12 protein-coding genes are annotated in these 15524 nt (G+C 72.2%); 6 read left to right on the top strand and 6 right to left on the bottom strand.

The features are described 5' to 3' along the window. Positions 1-14: 14 nt before the first annotated feature. Positions 15-2327 carry a choline BCCT transporter BetT gene (gene betT / locus ACIHCX_RS34555; RefSeq protein WP_400036676.1) on the bottom strand — a complete coding sequence of 771 codons (2313 nt, stop codon included), beginning with the start codon at positions 2325-2327 and terminating at the stop codon, positions 15-17. Between the two features lie 463 nt (positions 2328-2790). Beyond that, a complete protein-coding gene (locus ACIHCX_RS34550; RefSeq protein ID WP_400036674.1) occupies positions 2791-3435 on the bottom strand; it encodes an NAD(P)-dependent oxidoreductase in 645 nt (214 codons plus the stop codon). Between the two features lie 173 nt (positions 3436-3608). Between ACIHCX_RS34550 and ACIHCX_RS34545 the strand changes: the two genes are divergently transcribed. Further along, the gene (locus ACIHCX_RS34545; protein WP_400036672.1) at positions 3609-4031 is read left to right on the top strand and encodes an Rrf2 family transcriptional regulator; all 423 of its coding nucleotides are present in this window, start codon (positions 3609-3611) and stop codon (positions 4029-4031) included. Positions 4032-4104: 73 nt separating this feature from the next. On the opposite strand, the gene asnB is transcribed toward ACIHCX_RS34545, so the two are convergent. From asnB to ACIHCX_RS34530, 3 genes are all read right to left on the bottom strand, one after another. Further along, positions 4105-5958 (bottom strand): asparagine synthase (glutamine-hydrolyzing), encoded by a 1854-nt coding sequence (gene asnB / locus ACIHCX_RS34540; protein WP_400036669.1) that lies wholly within the window; start codon positions 5956-5958, stop codon positions 4105-4107. Between the two features lie 222 nt (positions 5959-6180). Further along, positions 6181-7083 carry an NAD-dependent protein deacetylase gene (locus tag ACIHCX_RS34535; protein WP_400036667.1) on the bottom strand — a complete coding sequence of 301 codons (903 nt, stop codon included), beginning with the start codon at positions 7081-7083 and terminating at the stop codon, positions 6181-6183. Between the two features lie 457 nt (positions 7084-7540). Next, positions 7541-8356 (bottom strand): class I SAM-dependent methyltransferase, encoded by an 816-nt coding sequence (locus ACIHCX_RS34530; RefSeq protein ID WP_400036788.1) that lies wholly within the window; start codon positions 8354-8356, stop codon positions 7541-7543. A gap of 142 nt (positions 8357-8498) precedes the next feature. On the opposite strand from ACIHCX_RS34530, the gene ACIHCX_RS34525 reads away from it, so the two are divergent. From ACIHCX_RS34525 to ACIHCX_RS34505, 5 genes are all read left to right on the top strand, one after another. Beyond that, complete coding sequence (locus ACIHCX_RS34525) at positions 8499-8720, top strand: ferredoxin (protein ID WP_400036665.1); 222 nt, start codon at positions 8499-8501, stop codon at positions 8718-8720. 116 nt (positions 8721-8836) lie between these two features. After that, on the top strand, positions 8837-10423 hold the full coding sequence (locus tag ACIHCX_RS34520; RefSeq protein WP_400036663.1) for an ABC transporter substrate-binding protein: 1587 nt from the start codon (positions 8837-8839) through the stop codon (positions 10421-10423). Next, on the top strand, positions 10420-11370 hold the full coding sequence (locus tag ACIHCX_RS34515) for an ABC transporter permease (RefSeq protein WP_400036661.1): 951 nt from the start codon (positions 10420-10422) through the stop codon (positions 11368-11370). The genes ACIHCX_RS34520 and ACIHCX_RS34515 overlap by 4 nt, the downstream gene beginning before the upstream one ends. Continuing rightward, the gene (locus ACIHCX_RS34510; protein ID WP_400036659.1) at positions 11367-12227 is read left to right on the top strand and encodes an ABC transporter permease; all 861 of its coding nucleotides are present in this window, start codon (positions 11367-11369) and stop codon (positions 12225-12227) included. Before ACIHCX_RS34515 ends, ACIHCX_RS34510 begins: the two co-directional genes overlap by 4 nt. Then, entirely contained in the window at positions 12224-13789 is a 1566-nt protein-coding gene (locus ACIHCX_RS34505) for an ABC transporter ATP-binding protein (protein WP_400036657.1), read from the top strand. The genes ACIHCX_RS34510 and ACIHCX_RS34505 overlap by 4 nt, the downstream gene beginning before the upstream one ends. Before the next feature lie 63 nt (positions 13790-13852). On the opposite strand, the gene ACIHCX_RS34500 is transcribed toward ACIHCX_RS34505, so the two are convergent. Then, positions 13853-15490 (bottom strand): (2,3-dihydroxybenzoyl)adenylate synthase, encoded by a 1638-nt coding sequence (locus ACIHCX_RS34500; RefSeq protein ID WP_400036655.1) that lies wholly within the window; start codon positions 15488-15490, stop codon positions 13853-13855. Between the last annotated feature and the right edge of the window lie 34 nt (positions 15491-15524).

Raw genomic sequence — 15524 nt, 5'->3', positions numbered from 1 at the left:
CGCCACTGCGGTTTTCACCCCGGTCCGTCGGGACCAGGTCGTGCGGCTTCCTGAGGGCCCCCTACGGTGCCCGCCGTGTTCGCACCGGCGTCGTCCAGTGGCTCGCGGGGCTCCACCACCGGGACGGCGCCCGTGGCGGTCACGATCGGCGGTGTGAGCACCGAGGCGTAGTCGTGCTCGGCGGAATAGGTGAGGAAGCCCAGGTGCGCCTCGTAGCGGTCCAGGACGTCGTCGATCACCTGCTGGTGGGACAGGCCCATGAGGTCGTAGCCCTCCGAGCCGGTCTGGGTGAACACCTCGACCCGGTAGTAGACGTCCGTCTGACGGGCCATGCGTCCGCCGAACATCGGCACCGGGGCCTCGACGGCCTGCACCTGGTAGTGGAAGTCGCGGTGTTCGGGGATCCTGACCACCAGCGCGTGGCTGGAGATGCCGGTGTTCTCGTTCGGGACCTGGTCCAGCGTGGCCTGGTAGCCCTGCTTGGCGAATTCGGAGGCCACGTCGGCCAGCGCCGGCCGCACGGTGCGCTCCATGAACTGGGCCACCTGCTTCTTCGAGGGGTAGGAGCGCATCCGCTCCAGCCGCTGGCGCCAGGTGCGCTCGGGCACGTGGCCGCCGTGCGCTGCCGTCGACTGGCGGCGCAGGACCTGGCCCTCGCGCTCGGCCCGCTCCATGCGCAGGACCTTGGAGAAGGAGGCCATCACCAGCCAGGCGATGACCGTCACCGGCAGGGCGAAGATGAGTGTCGCGTACTCCATGGTGGTGACCCCGCCGGCCACCAGCATCGCGATGGTCAGCACCGCGGTGAGCACCGCCCAGAAGATGCGCAGCCACTTCGCCCCGTCCTGGGACGGGTTGGGGATCGAGGAGGAGAAGTTGGACATCACCATGGCGCCGGAGTTGGCGCTGGTGAGGTAGAACAGCAATCCGGACAGTGTGCCGAGGCCGATCAGGAAGCCGGCGCCGGGGAACATCTTCAGCAGCGCGTACCAGCCCTCCTCCGGACTGTGCATGGCCAGCTGGGCGAACTTCGTGTTCCCGTGCAGGACCTGGTACATGGCGCTGTTGCCGAAGATGCTCACGATCAGGAAGTCGCAGAGCACCGGCGCGGTGATCGCGGCGATGACGAACTCGCGCAGCGTCCGGCCGCGGGAGATCCGGGCGAGGAACAGGCCCACGAACGGGCCCCAGGCCAGCCAGAACGCCCAGAAGAACAGGGTCCAGCCGGCCATCCACTTGGAGCCCCCGTCCTGGTAGGCGAAGGTCTGCAGGGTTCGGTCCGGCAGCGTGAAGACGAACCGGCCGATGTTCTCCACCAGCGCGTTGAGCAGGAACGCCGACTTTCCGGTCACCAGGATGTAGAGCAGCATGGCCGCCGCGCTCCAGATGTTCAGCTCGGAGATCAGCCGGATCCCCTTGTTCACACCCGAGGTGCAGGCGGCGATGGTCATGATCACGGCCACGACCACCAGCGCGATCTGCAGGGACAGGCCCTCCTGGAGGCCGAACAGCGTGGCGAAGCCGACGTCCAGCAGCACGACGCCGATGCCCATGGAGGTAGCGACGCCGAAGACGGTGCCGACCAGGGTGACGATGTCGATGGTGTCGCCGATCCCGCCGCGGACGCGCTTGCCGAGCAGGGGGTACAGGGCGGCCCTGATGGACAGCGGCATGCCCCAGCGGTAGGCGAAGTAGCCCATGGCCATGCCGAGCAGCGCGTACATGGACCAGCCGGCCACGCCGTAGTGGAACATGGTCCAGACCACGGCGTCCTCGGCGGCCGCGCCCGTCCGGCCCGCGCCCGTCGGCGGAGCCATGTACTGGGTGATGGGCCCGGTGACGGAGTAGAAGAGCATGTCGATGCCCACGCCGGCGGCGAACAGCATGGCCACCCAGGTGAAGAGCTTGTACTGCGGCCGGGAGTGGTCGGGGCCGAGCCGGACGGAGCCCTCCTTGGACAGCGCGACCCACAGGACGAACACGATCACCGCGGTGACGGTCAGGACGTAGAACCAGCCGAGGTTCTCCGCGATCCAGGCCACCATCGCCCGCATGGTGCCGGAGGCATGCGCGGGCACGAGCATGGCCCAGAGGGAGAAGGCGACGATGACGGCCGAGGCGATGACGAAGACGCGCCAGTTGACCCTGGGGCCGGGCTCCTCGATGAGTTCCGCGGGGGCCTTGCTGAGCTCCTGGCTGGAGACGGGAGGACGGTTCTCGGTCTCCTGGCCGTGGCGCCGCCGTTCGGTGCCGCCGAGGTGGCGGCGTTCGATCGGGGCCTTCGGCGGCTCGCCGGCGGGGCGGGGGGTGTCTGCGGCTTCGACCATACGGTCCTCCTCCTGTCGGCGACGAGTCAGGCGGGCGTCAGCGCGGGCAGACGTCCGCGGCCTCGATCCGAAGAGATGGGGGAGGCCGTGCAGTGGGCACCCTGATGTGGGGGCCTACCCAGCCATGTTAGAACCACTGACAAAATGATCTCCCTGAACCGCTTCGGGGTGGGCGGAGACCTCAGATAGTGGCTGTGACCTGGGCTTTCGTGGTGCTGGTCGGCTTCGTGTGCGGCGGCCGGGATGTGCCCCATCTCACCGTGGAGCCGGGTGGGGGCACACCGTCGCACCAGACGGTCCGCTCTGTGGCCGCCGGCCTCGACCCGGGCCAGGGATCGTCAGGGCCGCTGCGGCCTGATCACCCTGCCAGGCGAGCCGCCACCGCCTGGCCGATCGGCGCGGGCACCGCCCCCGACCCGTCCCGCGTCTCGCGCGGCGGCGGACGGCCCGGGTCACGCCCGGCTCAGTAGGCGACGGTGAACCGGGCCTGGTGGTGAGCCGGCTTGTCGATCTCGTCGAGGAAGGCGATGGCGTAGTCGGCGCCGGAGATGAAGGACCTGCCTTCGGTGTCGGAGACCAGGATGTCGCGGCCGAGGCGGAAGGTTCCGGTGCGCTCGCCGGGAACCCAGGCGCCGAACTCGGCTGCCGGGCTGACGTAGAACCAGTCCACGTCGGTGTCGGCGGCCCGCAGTGCGTCCAGGACCTGCGCGTGCGAGCCCGCTTCGGCCTTGTACGCGTCCGGGAACTCGGGGGTGTCCAGCAGCAGCGGTCCGCCCTCGGCCACTCGCAGGCTGCCCGCGCCGCCCACCACGCCGAGCCGGGCGCTGCCCTCGGCGGCCGCCTTGAGGAGCGACGGGACGAGCGGGAGCAGGAACGGCTTGCCGTCCACGCTGCCGTGGACCGCGACGACCAGCACATCGGACTTGGCCGCCAAGTCGCGCACCAGGGCCTCGTCCTCGAGGGACCCGGCGACCGGGGTGAGCCCGGGGCGGGCCTCGGCGGAGCCGGAGCGGTTGACCGCGACGACCTCGTGCCCGCGGCGCAGGGCCTCGTCGCTGATGTGGCCGCCGGCGTAGCCGGTGGCGCCGAAGACGGTGATGACCGCCATGTCTGGTCTCCTTCGGTGGGTGTGTCTGTGCGTACGAGCGGGCCGGGACGGCGCCGTGGCGGGTACCCGCCGCGCTCCCGTCCAACGCGGCCGGATTCGCAACCGCCGCGCTTACGAATTGAACTGTAACAGTCGTAGATACGATTTCGCGGCGCAGGCCGTACCATGAAGCCATGGCCCAGCCCACGAACACCCAGTTCGCGGTCGGCGTCCACCTGCTCACCCTGCTGGCCGGCACGCCCGGCCAATGGCAGGACTCGCAGTACCTGGCCGGCAGCCCCGCGACCAACGCCGCGCATGTGCGCCGCATCCTCGGCCGTCTGCGCGAGGCCGGGCTGGTCCGTTCCCAGCCCGGACCGCGCGGCGGCTGGATGCTCGAACGCGAGGCCGCGGAGATCGACCTGGCGCTGGTCTGGCTCGCGGTCAACGGCGAGGACCCGGTGCTGGGCGTGCACGTTCCGCAGCCCGACTGCCACGTCGGCCAGCGGGTCCACCGCAACCTCCTCGCACTGGACCGCCGGGCACGCGATGCCATGCTGGCCGAACTCGCCCGCACCACCGTCGCCGACGTACTGCGCGAGGACGCCACGGCGTAGTCGACAGCCGAGCCCACCGGCACCGCCTTTTCGAAGCCGACAGGGCGTCAGCCCGTGCGTCCGCGGGGAGGTGTCAGCCGGTGGAGTCGAGCGCGAGCGTGGGGCGCTCCAGCTCGAACCACACGGCCAGGTCCAGGGTCCGTTCCAGACCGTTGCGGTCCGCCGTCGTGATCCGGCCGGGCTCAGCGGCGGTGACCTCCCGCAGCCGGCCTCGGTCGAGCAGGTCCAGAGCGGGACTGCCGTTTGACGAGAGCAGGTCGCGGACCTGCCTCTGCAGTGCCACCACGTAGGCCGGGTCCTGAGTCGAGGGGTAGGGGCTCTTGACCCGCTCGACGACCGAACGCGGCAGAAGATCCTCGGTGGCCGCCCGGAGCAGGCTCTTCTCCCGGCCGTCGAAGGTCTTCATCGACCACGGCGTGTTGAAGACGTACTCGACCAGGCGGTGGTCGCAGAACGGGACGCGGACCTCCAGCCCGGTGGCCATGCTCAGCCGGTCCTTGCGGTCCAGCAGCATCCGCACAAAGCGCGTCAGGTGGAGGTAGCACACCTCGCGCATACGGCGCTCCAACGGGTCGCTCTCTCCCTCCAGGCGTGGTACCTCTGCCAGTGCCTCCTGATAACGCCCCTGCAGATAACCCCGCAGGTCCAGACGTTCCCGCAGTTCGGGTTCGAGCAGCGAACTGCCGCCGCGGCCGTGCTGGCGCTCCAGAGCCGCCAGCCAGGGGAAGGTTCCGGCGTCCCGCACGGCGGGATCGTGGAACCACGCGTAGCCGCCGAAGACCTCGTCCGCCGACTCACCGGACAGCGCCACGGTGGAGTGCTCCCGGATCGCGCGGAAAAGCAGCAGCAGCGACTGGTCCAGGTCTCCCAGGCCCATGGGCAGGTCCCGGGACCGTACCGCGGCGGCGCGCACGCTTGGATCGGCCAGGCCTTCGGGGTCGAGCACGATGTCCTGGTGCTCGGTACCCGCGTGCTGCACGACGTCGTGGACGTAGGGGGTGTCCGGCGTGGAGCGCAGGCCGTCGGGGATGAAGTTCTCGCTCTGGCCGACGAAGTCGACGGCGAAGCTGCGCACCCTCTCCTTTCCGCGCATCTGCTCGACGGCCAGTGCCGTGATCGCACTGGAGTCCAGACCCCCCGAGAGCAGGACGCACCGAGGCACGTCGGAGACCAACTGGCGGCGGACGATGTCCTCGAGCAGCTCGCGCACCCGCGCCACGGTGTCCTGGCGGCTGTCGGTGTGCTCGGCAGCACGCAACTGCCAGTAGCGGCGGGCGCGCAGACCCGAGCGTTCGACGGTGACCACCGTGCCCGGCTCCACCTCCTTCATCCCCGCCCAGACGGCGTGGCCGGGGGTCTTGGCCCTGGAGAACAGCTCGCGCAGGCCTTCCATGTCGACACTGCGGGGCACCATGGGGTTGGCCAGGACGGCCTTGGGCTCGGAGCCGAACAGCACGCCGTCCTCGGTCGGGAAGTAGTACAGGGGCTTGATACCCATGCGGTCGCGGATCAGGAGCAGCGACTCCGACCGTCCGTCCCAGATCGCGAACGCGAACATGCCGTTGAGGTGTTCGGGGAGTTCGGCACCCCATTCCAGATAGCCCCGCAGCACGACCTCGGTGTCGCTGTCGGTGCGAAAGCGGTGCCCGCGGTGGCGCAGCTCGTCACGCAGCTCCGTGTAGTTGTAGGCCTCCCCGGAATACACCAGCACGACATCGCCGTCCGGGGTGTCCTGCGTCATCGGCTGGACGCCGCCGGGCAGGTCGATGATGGCGAGCCGGCGGTGACCCATGGCAGCGTGGCGATCGAGCCAGAGGCCCTGTGCGTCCGGTCCGCGGCAGGCCATCGTGGCGTTCATGGCCTCGGCGACGGGGCGTTCCTGCCGCAGGTCGCGCCCATAGGACACCCAACCGGAGATTCCGCACACGAGGGCCTCCTCATCGTGGAGAAGCACGGAAAAGTATCCGGCTTCCTGAAGATCCACCCCCGCAAGACGCTAACAGCGCCCCCGGACCCGCGCAGCTCATGTCCGTGCGTCGACGGGCACGCCGGGTGGGCGACGCGTACGGCGACGGCGCAGAGCCGGCGTCCCCCGGGGGCGCAGGCTCCTCCCACCAGATGCGTGTCTGCGGCCGACTCAGGCCATCGCTCAGGCGGCTGTCGTCTGGTCGTCGACGGGGATGTCCAGGCGGTCGGCCACGGTGGTGAGGGTTGTTCCCAGGGGGAGCGCGATGCGGGTGAGGGCGTGCTGGTCGCCTCGGGTCGGGTCCTGGTTGATGATCAGTACGGGCTTCCCGGCCTGGGCTGCCTGGCGGACGAACCTGAGCCCGGACATCACCGTCAGTGAGGAGCCCAGGACCAGCAGCGAGGCCGCCTCACGGACCAGGCCGCGGCAGTGTTCGACCCGCTGCGGCGGAACGGCTTCGCCGAAGAACACCACGTCCGGTTTGAGGATGCCGCCGCAGATCGTGCAGGGCATCACGCGGAAATCTCCGACCTGTTCGTCGGTGAGGTCGGCGTCACCGTCCGGGTTGATTCCGGCGGCCACCGGCTCGAAGCCCACGTTGGCCTCCTCCAGCCGCCCGGCGAGTTCGCGGCGCGGGCTGAAGACGCCGCAGGAAAGGCAGACGACCCGGTCCAGGCTTCCGTGGAGTTCCACGACGCCCGCACTGCCGGCGGCCTGGTGCAGGCCGTCGACGTTCTGGGTGATCACACCCGAGAGCAGGCCGTGCCGACCGAACGCGGCCACGGCCCGGTGCCCGGCGTTGGGGCGGGCGCGGCCGAAGGTGCGCCATCCAAGGTGGCTGCGCGCCCAGTACCGGCGGCGGGCCCGGGGGCCGGCGGTGAAGTCCTGGTAGGTCATCGGGGTGTGCCGGCTCAGGCTGCCGCCCTCGCTCCGGTAGTCGGGGATGCCCGACTCCGTGGAGAGACCCGCCCCGCTGAGCACCAGCACTCCGCCGGCGCTCAGCGCTTCGGCGACCGGCTCCAGGTCCGTGGTGCCCGGCGGCAGATCCTTGGCAGGGGTCCAACTCACAGTGGGGCGCATGCGCATACCCGCCAGGGTACGGAACAGGCTGCCGGCCCCCGCTTCCGCCGTCGACGGTGTCGTTGGCTCGGATGTTGGCCCCGCACGATCCGCGGCGGGGGAGCGGTGCTCTCCGGTTCGGGCTGCGGTGCCTTCTGCGGTGTTTGGCCGGTGGGGCGTGGGCCGCCTTGGCGGCTCCACGCCCCCCGGGCGGCGGACGGTGTAGGAGGGCCCGGCTCGTGTCACCGCGGCGTGCGGGCCTGCCGTGGTCGCAGCCGGGTTCAGGCTTCCCGCGTTCACCCGGCCGACGCGCTGGGCGGGCGCGGTGGGGTGCTGGGGTTTTAGCGTCGTATTGCCTTGCGCTGTGACAGGACCGCAGGGCTCGGGCGGCCCTTGCACGCAGCGCCCTGGGCAGGGGCCGCCGTCCCACCTGCCATGTGGTGGCAGGAAGGGGAGCAGACAGCGGCGTGCCGCCTCCACCGGTCTACCGGCGGACCGCCGAGATCAGTCCGCCCGGCCGCTCCTCGCGCTGCGGCGGGGTGTTGATCGGGCGGCCGTAGGCGGCAGCGCGCTCGCGCAGGGTGCGGCTGTCGGCCTCCCAGCCGTGCCCGGCCAGCCAGGCCACCGGGTCGTCGGGCATCTCCGAGACCCACATGGACGCCGCCGATCCCGGCACGGCGTCCGCGCCGAAGCGCTCGAGCACGCCGCGCGAGCCCAACGTCAGCCCCATTCGACTGCCCGCCGCCGACCGCGCGCCGATCCGGGCCAGCAACAGCTCCACCGCGTCCTCGGGCAGATAGATCAGCAGTCCTTCGGCGATCCAGACGGTCGGCGCCGCCGGGTCGTGCCCCGCGGCGGCCAGCGCGCCCGGCCAGTCCTCACGCAGATCCACCGCGACCGTGATCCGCTCGCAGCGCGCGACGGCCCGCTCCTGGCGCAGCACCGACGCCTTGAAGTCCAGTGGCGCGGCGGTGTCGACCTCGAACAGCCGGGTGCCCTCGGGCCAGTCCATCCGGAAGGCCCGGCTGTCCATGCCGGCGCCGAGCAGCACGACCTGCCGGACCCCGGACGCGGAGGCCTGCTGCAACAGGTCGTCGAGGAACTTCGTCCTGATGACGATGGAGAACGACACGGCCAGCCGGCGGCGTCGCGCGGCCTCGTCATCGGGCCGCGGCGGCGGGGTGGGCCACAGGCCGCCGGCGGCGGCGAAGGCCTGTGCCAGTGGGTCGCGGAACAGCGCGTTCTCCCGCTCGGTCTCCAGCGCCCGCACCCTGGCCACCCCCACCGCCGTGGCCCACACTCCCGACGGCTGCACCCACTCCTGCTCATCAGTCACCGCGCCAGCCTAGATGACACAGCTTATTGAATATGGAAGTCGTTTTCGATTAGTGTCTGAGTGTCGTAACGGCGGCCGCGTGCGCGGCCGTAGGGGAGGGGCCCTCATGACCTTGGCAGACCAGGAACCCGGAGCCGGGACAGTCGGCGCGGAGCGGGATCGGTGCGTGGGGGCGGGGCAGTGCGTGCTCGCCGCGCCGGCCGTCTTCGACCAGGACGAGGAGGACGGGCTCGTGCTCGTCCTCGCCGAGAGGCCGTCGGCGTCCCAGTCGGACGCCGTACGCGACGCCGTACGGGCCTGCCCGTCCGGGGCTCTCACCCTGCGGTAGCCCGCTGCCGCTGCCGCAGCCGTCCACCAGCCGCCTGCCCCTGTTCCGGCATCACTTCACGCGCCGCGGATGTCTCCCGGTGCTCGATTCAGCTCAGCAGAACGTCAAGGAGAAGCATGTCCAGACAGATCGACCGCCGTGCCTTCCTCCGCCGCGGCGCGGCGGGAGCCGCGGCTCTGGCAGTGGGGCCCGGCCTGCTGGCTGCGTGCTCCACCGACGAGCCCCGCTCCGACCGCGAGCCGGGCTCGGGTGCCTCGGCCCGCTCGGGCGGCACGCTCCGGGCGGCGTTCGTCGGAGGCGGCGCCTCCGAGACGCTCGACTTCTTCAACGGCCCTTCCGCACTGGATCTCGTGCGCGCCCGGGCCTGGCACGGCACCCTGGGCAACCTGGACCCCAGCGGGCCCGACGGGGTGCGCTACGGCGTGCTCGAGGGCATCGACATCTCCGACGACCTGTCGACCTACACGCTGCATGTGCGACCCGGCGTCCGCTTCACCGACGGCTCCGAACTGACCTCCGCCGACGTCCTGCACTCGCTCGGCGCCCTCGCGGCCCAGAGCAAGCTGCCCGTGTACCGGCTCGCCGCCGCGAACTTCGACCTCGCGCGCGCCAAGGCCGACGGCGATCTGAAGGTCGTACTGCCCACCCTGCGGCCCATCGCCGACGGCCGCATGATCCTCTGCCAGGGCAACTTCCTCGTCGTCAAGGACGGCACCAGGAACTTCCGTAAGGGCATGCCCAGTTGCGGCCCCTTCCGGCTGACCGAGTTCACGGCGGGACAGGGCGCGGCGTTCGAGCGTTACGACGACCACTACGGTCACGTGCCCCAACTGGACGGCCTGGAGCTGCGGTCGATCGCGGACTCGACCGCCAGGGCCGGGGCACTCACCAGCGGTGAGATCGACTTCGCCCACGACCTCTCACCCGTCACCGCCCGCACGCTCGCGGGCGACGCGAAGGTCGAACTCGCCCCCACGAAGAGCCCCTACCTGGTCGGCCTCTCCTTCCAGATGAACATGAGCGCAAAGCCCTTCGACGACCCGCGGGTGCGGGAGGCGTTCAAGCTCGCGGTCGACCGGGAGGCCATGGTGCGGACGGTCTTCTACGGCAACGCCGAGATCGGCAACGACCTGCCCTCCATCGGCTTCCCGGACTACGCCGAGGGCCTTCCCCAGCGCGCCCACGACCCGAAGCGGGCCCGCGAACTCCTCAAGAAGGCCGGCGCCGAGGGGATGAAGGTCCGGCTGACCACCGGCCCCGAGACGCCGGGCATGGTGGAGATGGCCACTCTCTTCGTCGAGGACCTGAAGAAGGTCGGCGTCCAGGCGTCGGTCCGCGAACTGCCCGCCGGACAGCTCTACGCCGACTTCCCCGCCTACGCGGCCCTGCCGCTGGCCGGGTCGTACCAGATGCCCATCCCCGCGTTGTCGACCTACCAGATGAGCACGGCGGGCGGCTCGCCGTCGGCGTTCGGCTGGAAGGAGTCCGGGACCGACGCCCTCGTCGCGAAGGCCCGCGCCGAGAGCGACCCGGCAGAGGCGAAGAAGCTGGGCACGCGGGCGCAGCGCACGCGGTGGGCGGAGGGCAACCAGGTGCTGCCGGTCTTCAAGCCGAACCTGAACGCCCAGGCCAAGGGGGTCGACGGGATACGGGACGACCTCTTCGAGCAGTTCCCCGGCTTCTCCCGGGCGTCGCTGGCGTGAACCTGCTCGCGTTCGCCGCCCGTCGCCTCGCGGGGGCCGCCGTCCTGCTGGTGCTGCTGTCGGCCGCGGTCTTCGCGGCCACGGCGGTCCTCCCGGGAGACGCCGTCAGCGCGGTCGCCGGCGTGGACGCCTCCGAGGCACAACGCGCCGACGTCCGTGCCGAACTCGGACTGGACCGGCCCGCCGCCGAGAGATACGCGCACTGGGCGGCCGACGCGGTCCGCGGGGACCTGGGCCGTGGCTTCGTGGGGGAGCGGCCGGTCACCGACGTCCTCGCCACCCGCCTGCCCAACAGCCTCCTCCTCGCCGGACTGACGCTCGCGGTCACCGCGCCGCTCGCCGCGCTGCTCGGCCTGTGGACCGGGCTGCGCGGCGGCCGCGCCGACCGTGTGGTGTCGACGTCCGCCCAGATCCTGGCCGCCGTACCCGAGTTCGTCGTCGCCGCGCTGCTCGTCGCGGTACTGGCGGAATGGCTCGAGGTCCTCCCGCGCGTCTCCGTCATCCCGCTGGGAGGTACGCCGCTCGACGTCCCGCGCGCGCTGATCCTGCCCGTGCTGACGCTCGGCGCGGTCGGTCTCGCGGTGGCCACCAGGCTGCTGCGGGTCTCCGTCGCGGACACCGCGGCCACGCCGTACTGCGAAGCGGCACGGCTCAATGGCGTACGCGGGGTGCGGCTCGCGGTGCGTCACATCCTGCCCAACGCCGCCGGTCCCGCCGTGCAGGCGCTCACCCTCACGACAGGGGCGCTGGTCGGCTCGGCGGTGGTGGTGGAGAACGTCTTCGACTACCCGGGTATCGGCCGGGAGCTGCAACTGGCCGTCGCGGCGCGGGACGTACCGATGGTGCAGGGCATCGCCACCGCCCTCGTCGCGGTGATGCTGGCGGTGCTGCTGCTGGGTGACATCTGCGCGCGGCTGCTGGGAGCACGGGAGGGACACCGCCCATGACGACGGTCCTGACACCACCGCGGAGGCGGGCACGCGCGGCCCGTCCCGGCACGCCTGGGCGCCGCCGACCGCCCCTGCTCACCGCGGCGGGCACCGTGCTCCTGCTCCTGCTCGCCGTGCTGGGCCCGCTGGCCGCGCCGTACAGCCCCACCGCGCAGCTCGCCGCGCCCTTCCAGCCGCCGGACGGTCACTTCCTCCTCGGCACCGACGTGCTGGGCCGGGACGTGGCGAGCCGGGTGCTCAGCGGCGGCCGCACCCTCGTGCTCACCGCGCTGGCGGGGACGGCGGCGGCCGGTGCCGTCGGGATCACCGCCGGCGTCCTGGCGGCCATGGTGTCCCGCCGCCTTGGCGATCTGCTGGTTCGCTGCGTGGACGCCCTCGCCGTCCTCCCTGCCCTTCTGGTCGTCCTCGTCCTGGCCGCCGGATTCCCCGGCAGTGAGACGGCGCTCGTGACCGCCGTCGTCCTGGCCACCGCCCCCTTCTCCACCCGGGTGCTGCGCGCCGCGGCGGACACGGTCCTGAACAGCGGGTACGTCGAGGCCGCCCTGGCCCGGGGCGACACCCGGCGGGCCGTGCTGCGCCACGACGTACTGCCCAACATCGCCGGCCCGGCCCTGATGGACACCGCGCTGCGCCTGGTCGCATCGCTGCACCTCAGCGCCACCGCGGGCTTCCTCGGCCTCGGGCAGGGAGGAGCGGCGCCCGACTGGGGGCGCATGGTCAGCGAGAACGTCCCCGGGGCGTCCCTGTCCGCCACGCCGTTCCTTGCCCCGGCCCTGTTGCTCGTCCTGCTGTCCGTCTGCGTCGGTCTGCTGGCCGGACGGCTGGCGGACACGGTGGGACGGGGGGCCGCATGACCGGTCACGCGACCGCCCGTCTGTCACCGGCGGACCCGCTCGCCGAGATCAGCGGTCTGTCGCTCGGCCCGGCGGCCGGTGGCCCGCCCGTCCTGCACGACTCCTGCCTGTCGGTGCCGCGCGGGCAGGTGCTGGGGGTGGTGGGCAGGTCGGGATCCGGCAAGAGCAGCCTGGCGTACAGCCTGCTCGGACATGTGCGCCCCGGCCTGGAGGTCCGTGCCGGGACCGTCCGGGTGGCCGGCCTCGACCCCTTCGACCGGGCGAACGCCCGCCGGCTGCGGGGGCGCGTGGTGTCGTACCTGGGGCAGGACCCCGCCTCCTCGCTCAACCCCGCACTCCGGATCGGCACGCAGCTCGCCGAGGGGGTGCGGCTGCGCTCGTCCGCGAGGCGTGCGCACGACGTCCGTGCGCGGGTCGAGGAGCTGCTGCTGTCCGTGCGGCTGCCGGCCGACCGGGCGTTCCGGCGACGGCTGCCGCGCCAGCTGTCGGGAGGGCAGGCCCAACGGGTCGCCCTCGCCCTCGCGTTGGCGGGTAGGCCCGGCCTGCTGGTCCTCGACGAGCCCACGAGCGGTCTGGACCCGGTCCTGGCGGACGGGATGCGCGGCCTGCTGGCCGAGGTCCTGTCCGACGGGGACCGCGCCGCGTTGCTGGTCAGCCACGACCCGGCGTGGATCGCGTCCGTGGCGGACGACGTGATCCGCCTGGAAGGAGGCCGGATCGTCGCGGCCGGGACGCCGAAGGCGCCGGGGCCCGTCCCGCCGTCCGCGGTTTCCCCGACGGGCGGCCCCCGCTCGGAGAACCCGCGGAGTACCGGTACCTCCTCCGTCGGAGGCCTGTCCGTGCGAGGTTTGCACGCCGCCCACGGGCGTGCTTCCGTGCTGTACGACGTTTCTCTCACCGTCCCGGCGGGCTCCTGCACCGCTGTTGTGGGTCCCTCGGGGTCGGGGAAGACCACCCTCGCCCGGTGTGTCGCGGGGCTTCACCGGCCCGCGCGGGGGAGTGTCGAGTGGCGGGAGGACGGTGCGGAGCGAGGGCGCGGTGCCGCAGTGCAGCTCGTCGCACAGGACGCCCGCGGTGCCCTCAACCCACGGGAATCCGTGGGCGGCGCGCTCATGCGCCCCCTCAGAAGCGTGCGGTGCCACTCCGCCCAGGACGCGTCCCAGGAAGCCGTACGGCTGCTCGGCCTGGTCGGGCTGGACGCGGACGTGCTGGCGCGGCGGCCGGGGGAGTTGTCGGGCGGCCAGCGTCAACGCGTCGCTCTGGCCCGGACGTTGGCCGCGGAGCCGCGTGTCCTGGTCTGCGACGAGATCACCTCGGCGCTGGACCCGGAGACGGCGAGTGGGGTCCTGAACCTGCTGGACTCGCTGCGCCGGACACGGGGACTGACGGTCGTGATGGTGACGCACGACCTGTCGGCCGCCGCCCGCCGCGCGGAGCGGATCGTCGTCCTGGACGCGGGGCGGGTGGTCGAGGCCGGTCCCGTCGACCGGGTGCTGGTGGCCCCGGAGCACCCCGTCACCAGGGAACTGCTCGCCCACGCCGACGGGCCGGTCCCCGCCTGAGTGACTCCCTGGGCCCGGCAGGAGGAGCGCCCCCGTTCACCGGGCGCTCCTCCGGACCACGCCCTACGACCGGAGCAACTCCTCTGCCAGCGCCGCCTTGTCGACCTTCCCGACGGCGGTGAGCGGAAGGCCGGGAACCTGGACGACCTCGTCCGGTGCCTTGTGACCGGCCAGCCCGCGCTCCTTCAGATGGGCGGCGACCTCCCGCGCGCCGGGAGCCGCGCCCACGCAGACGACGAAGGCGACGGACCGCTCACCCCACCGCTCGTCCGGCACACCGACCAGCGCCGCCCCCGTGATCGCCGGATGCGTCAGCAACTGCTCCTCCACCTCGACCGCGGCGATCTTCTCGCCGCCACGGTTGATCTGGTCCTTGATGCGCCCCACCACCACGAGGTGTCCGGTGGGCAGACGCCGCACCACGTCGCCGGTCCGGTAGTAGCCGTCCGGGGTGAACGCCGTGCGGTTGTGCTCCTCGGCGCGGTAGTAGCCACGCAGCGTGTACGGGCCCCGGGTGAGCAGTTCACCCGCCGTACCGTCCGGCACGGGCCTGCCGTCGGCGTCCACCACGAGAACCTCGTCGTCCGGCGAGACGGGCCGGCCCTGGGTGGCGCAGACGAGGTCCTCGGGGTCGTCGAGGCGGGTGAGGTTGATCAGGCCCTCCGCCATGCCGAAGACCTGTTGCACGGTCACCCCGAGCGCCGGTCCGAGCTTGCGGGCGTGGTCCTCCGGCAGCCGCGCCCCGCCGACCTGCACCACCGAGAGGCTCCCGAGGTCCCAGGAACCGGACGCGGCCTCGTCCATCCAGTGGGGAACGAGCGGCGGGGTCAGGGACGTCAGGGTCACGCCCTCCCGCTCGACGAGGGCGAACGCCGTCTGCGGGCTGGGGTCCGGCGCGACGACGACGGTTCCTCCGGCCATCAGCGTGCCCAGCACACCGGGGCAGGAGAAGGCGAAGTTGAACCCGATCGGCAGCACCGCCAGGTACACGGTCCGCGCGTCGAGCGCGCAGACCTCTGCGCAGGCGCGCGCGTTGTAGGCGTAGTCGTCGTGCGTCCGCGGGATGAGCTTGGGAAGTCCCGTGGTGCCGCCGGACAGCAGCAGGAGGGCGATATCGCCGGGGTCCGCTCCGCCGTCGTCGGGGCCGGGTCCGGACGCGGACGGCGGGTTCGTCCGCAGCGCCTCGAAGGGGACGAAGCCGTCGTCCGGACCGGGATCGCCGACCACGACGACGTGCCGCAGCGTGCCGTCCGGCCCCTGCTCCGTCCGTACCTCGCGGATCAGTTCCCGGTGGTCGAACCTGGCGTGCCGGTCGGGCACCACACAGGCCACGGCGCCCGCCACCCGCACCAGATGACCGATCTCCCGCCGCCGATGGCCGGGCATGGCGTGCACCGGGACCGCGCCGAGCCGCTGCAGGGCGCACCAGACGAGCACGAACTCGGCGCAGTTGGGCAGCTGGATCACCACGCGGTCGCCCCGCCCGATCCCGAGTCCGCGCAGTCCTTGGGCGACACGGTCCGCCTCGGCGTCCAGCTCCGCGTGGGTCCACCGCCGGTCCCCGTCGACCAGGGCGAGGCGCCCTCCATGGCCGGCCGCTCCTTGGCGCAGGCGGGCGCCGAAGGTCACCCCCTGCCAGTGGCCGGCGGCTCGGTAACGCGCCGATTCGGCCTCGGACCAGGCCTGTTGAGTCTCGGTCATGGCGTTCTGCCTCTCCTTGCCGGGCCTCGGGCGC

This window comes from Streptomyces sp. NPDC052043, assembly GCF_044548235.1.
In the GTDB taxonomy this organism is placed as follows: Bacteria; Actinomycetota; Actinomycetes; order Streptomycetales; family Streptomycetaceae; genus Streptomyces.
The sequence above is the reverse complement of the archived record's forward strand: the minus strand, read 5'-3'. Positions and strand labels throughout refer to the sequence as shown.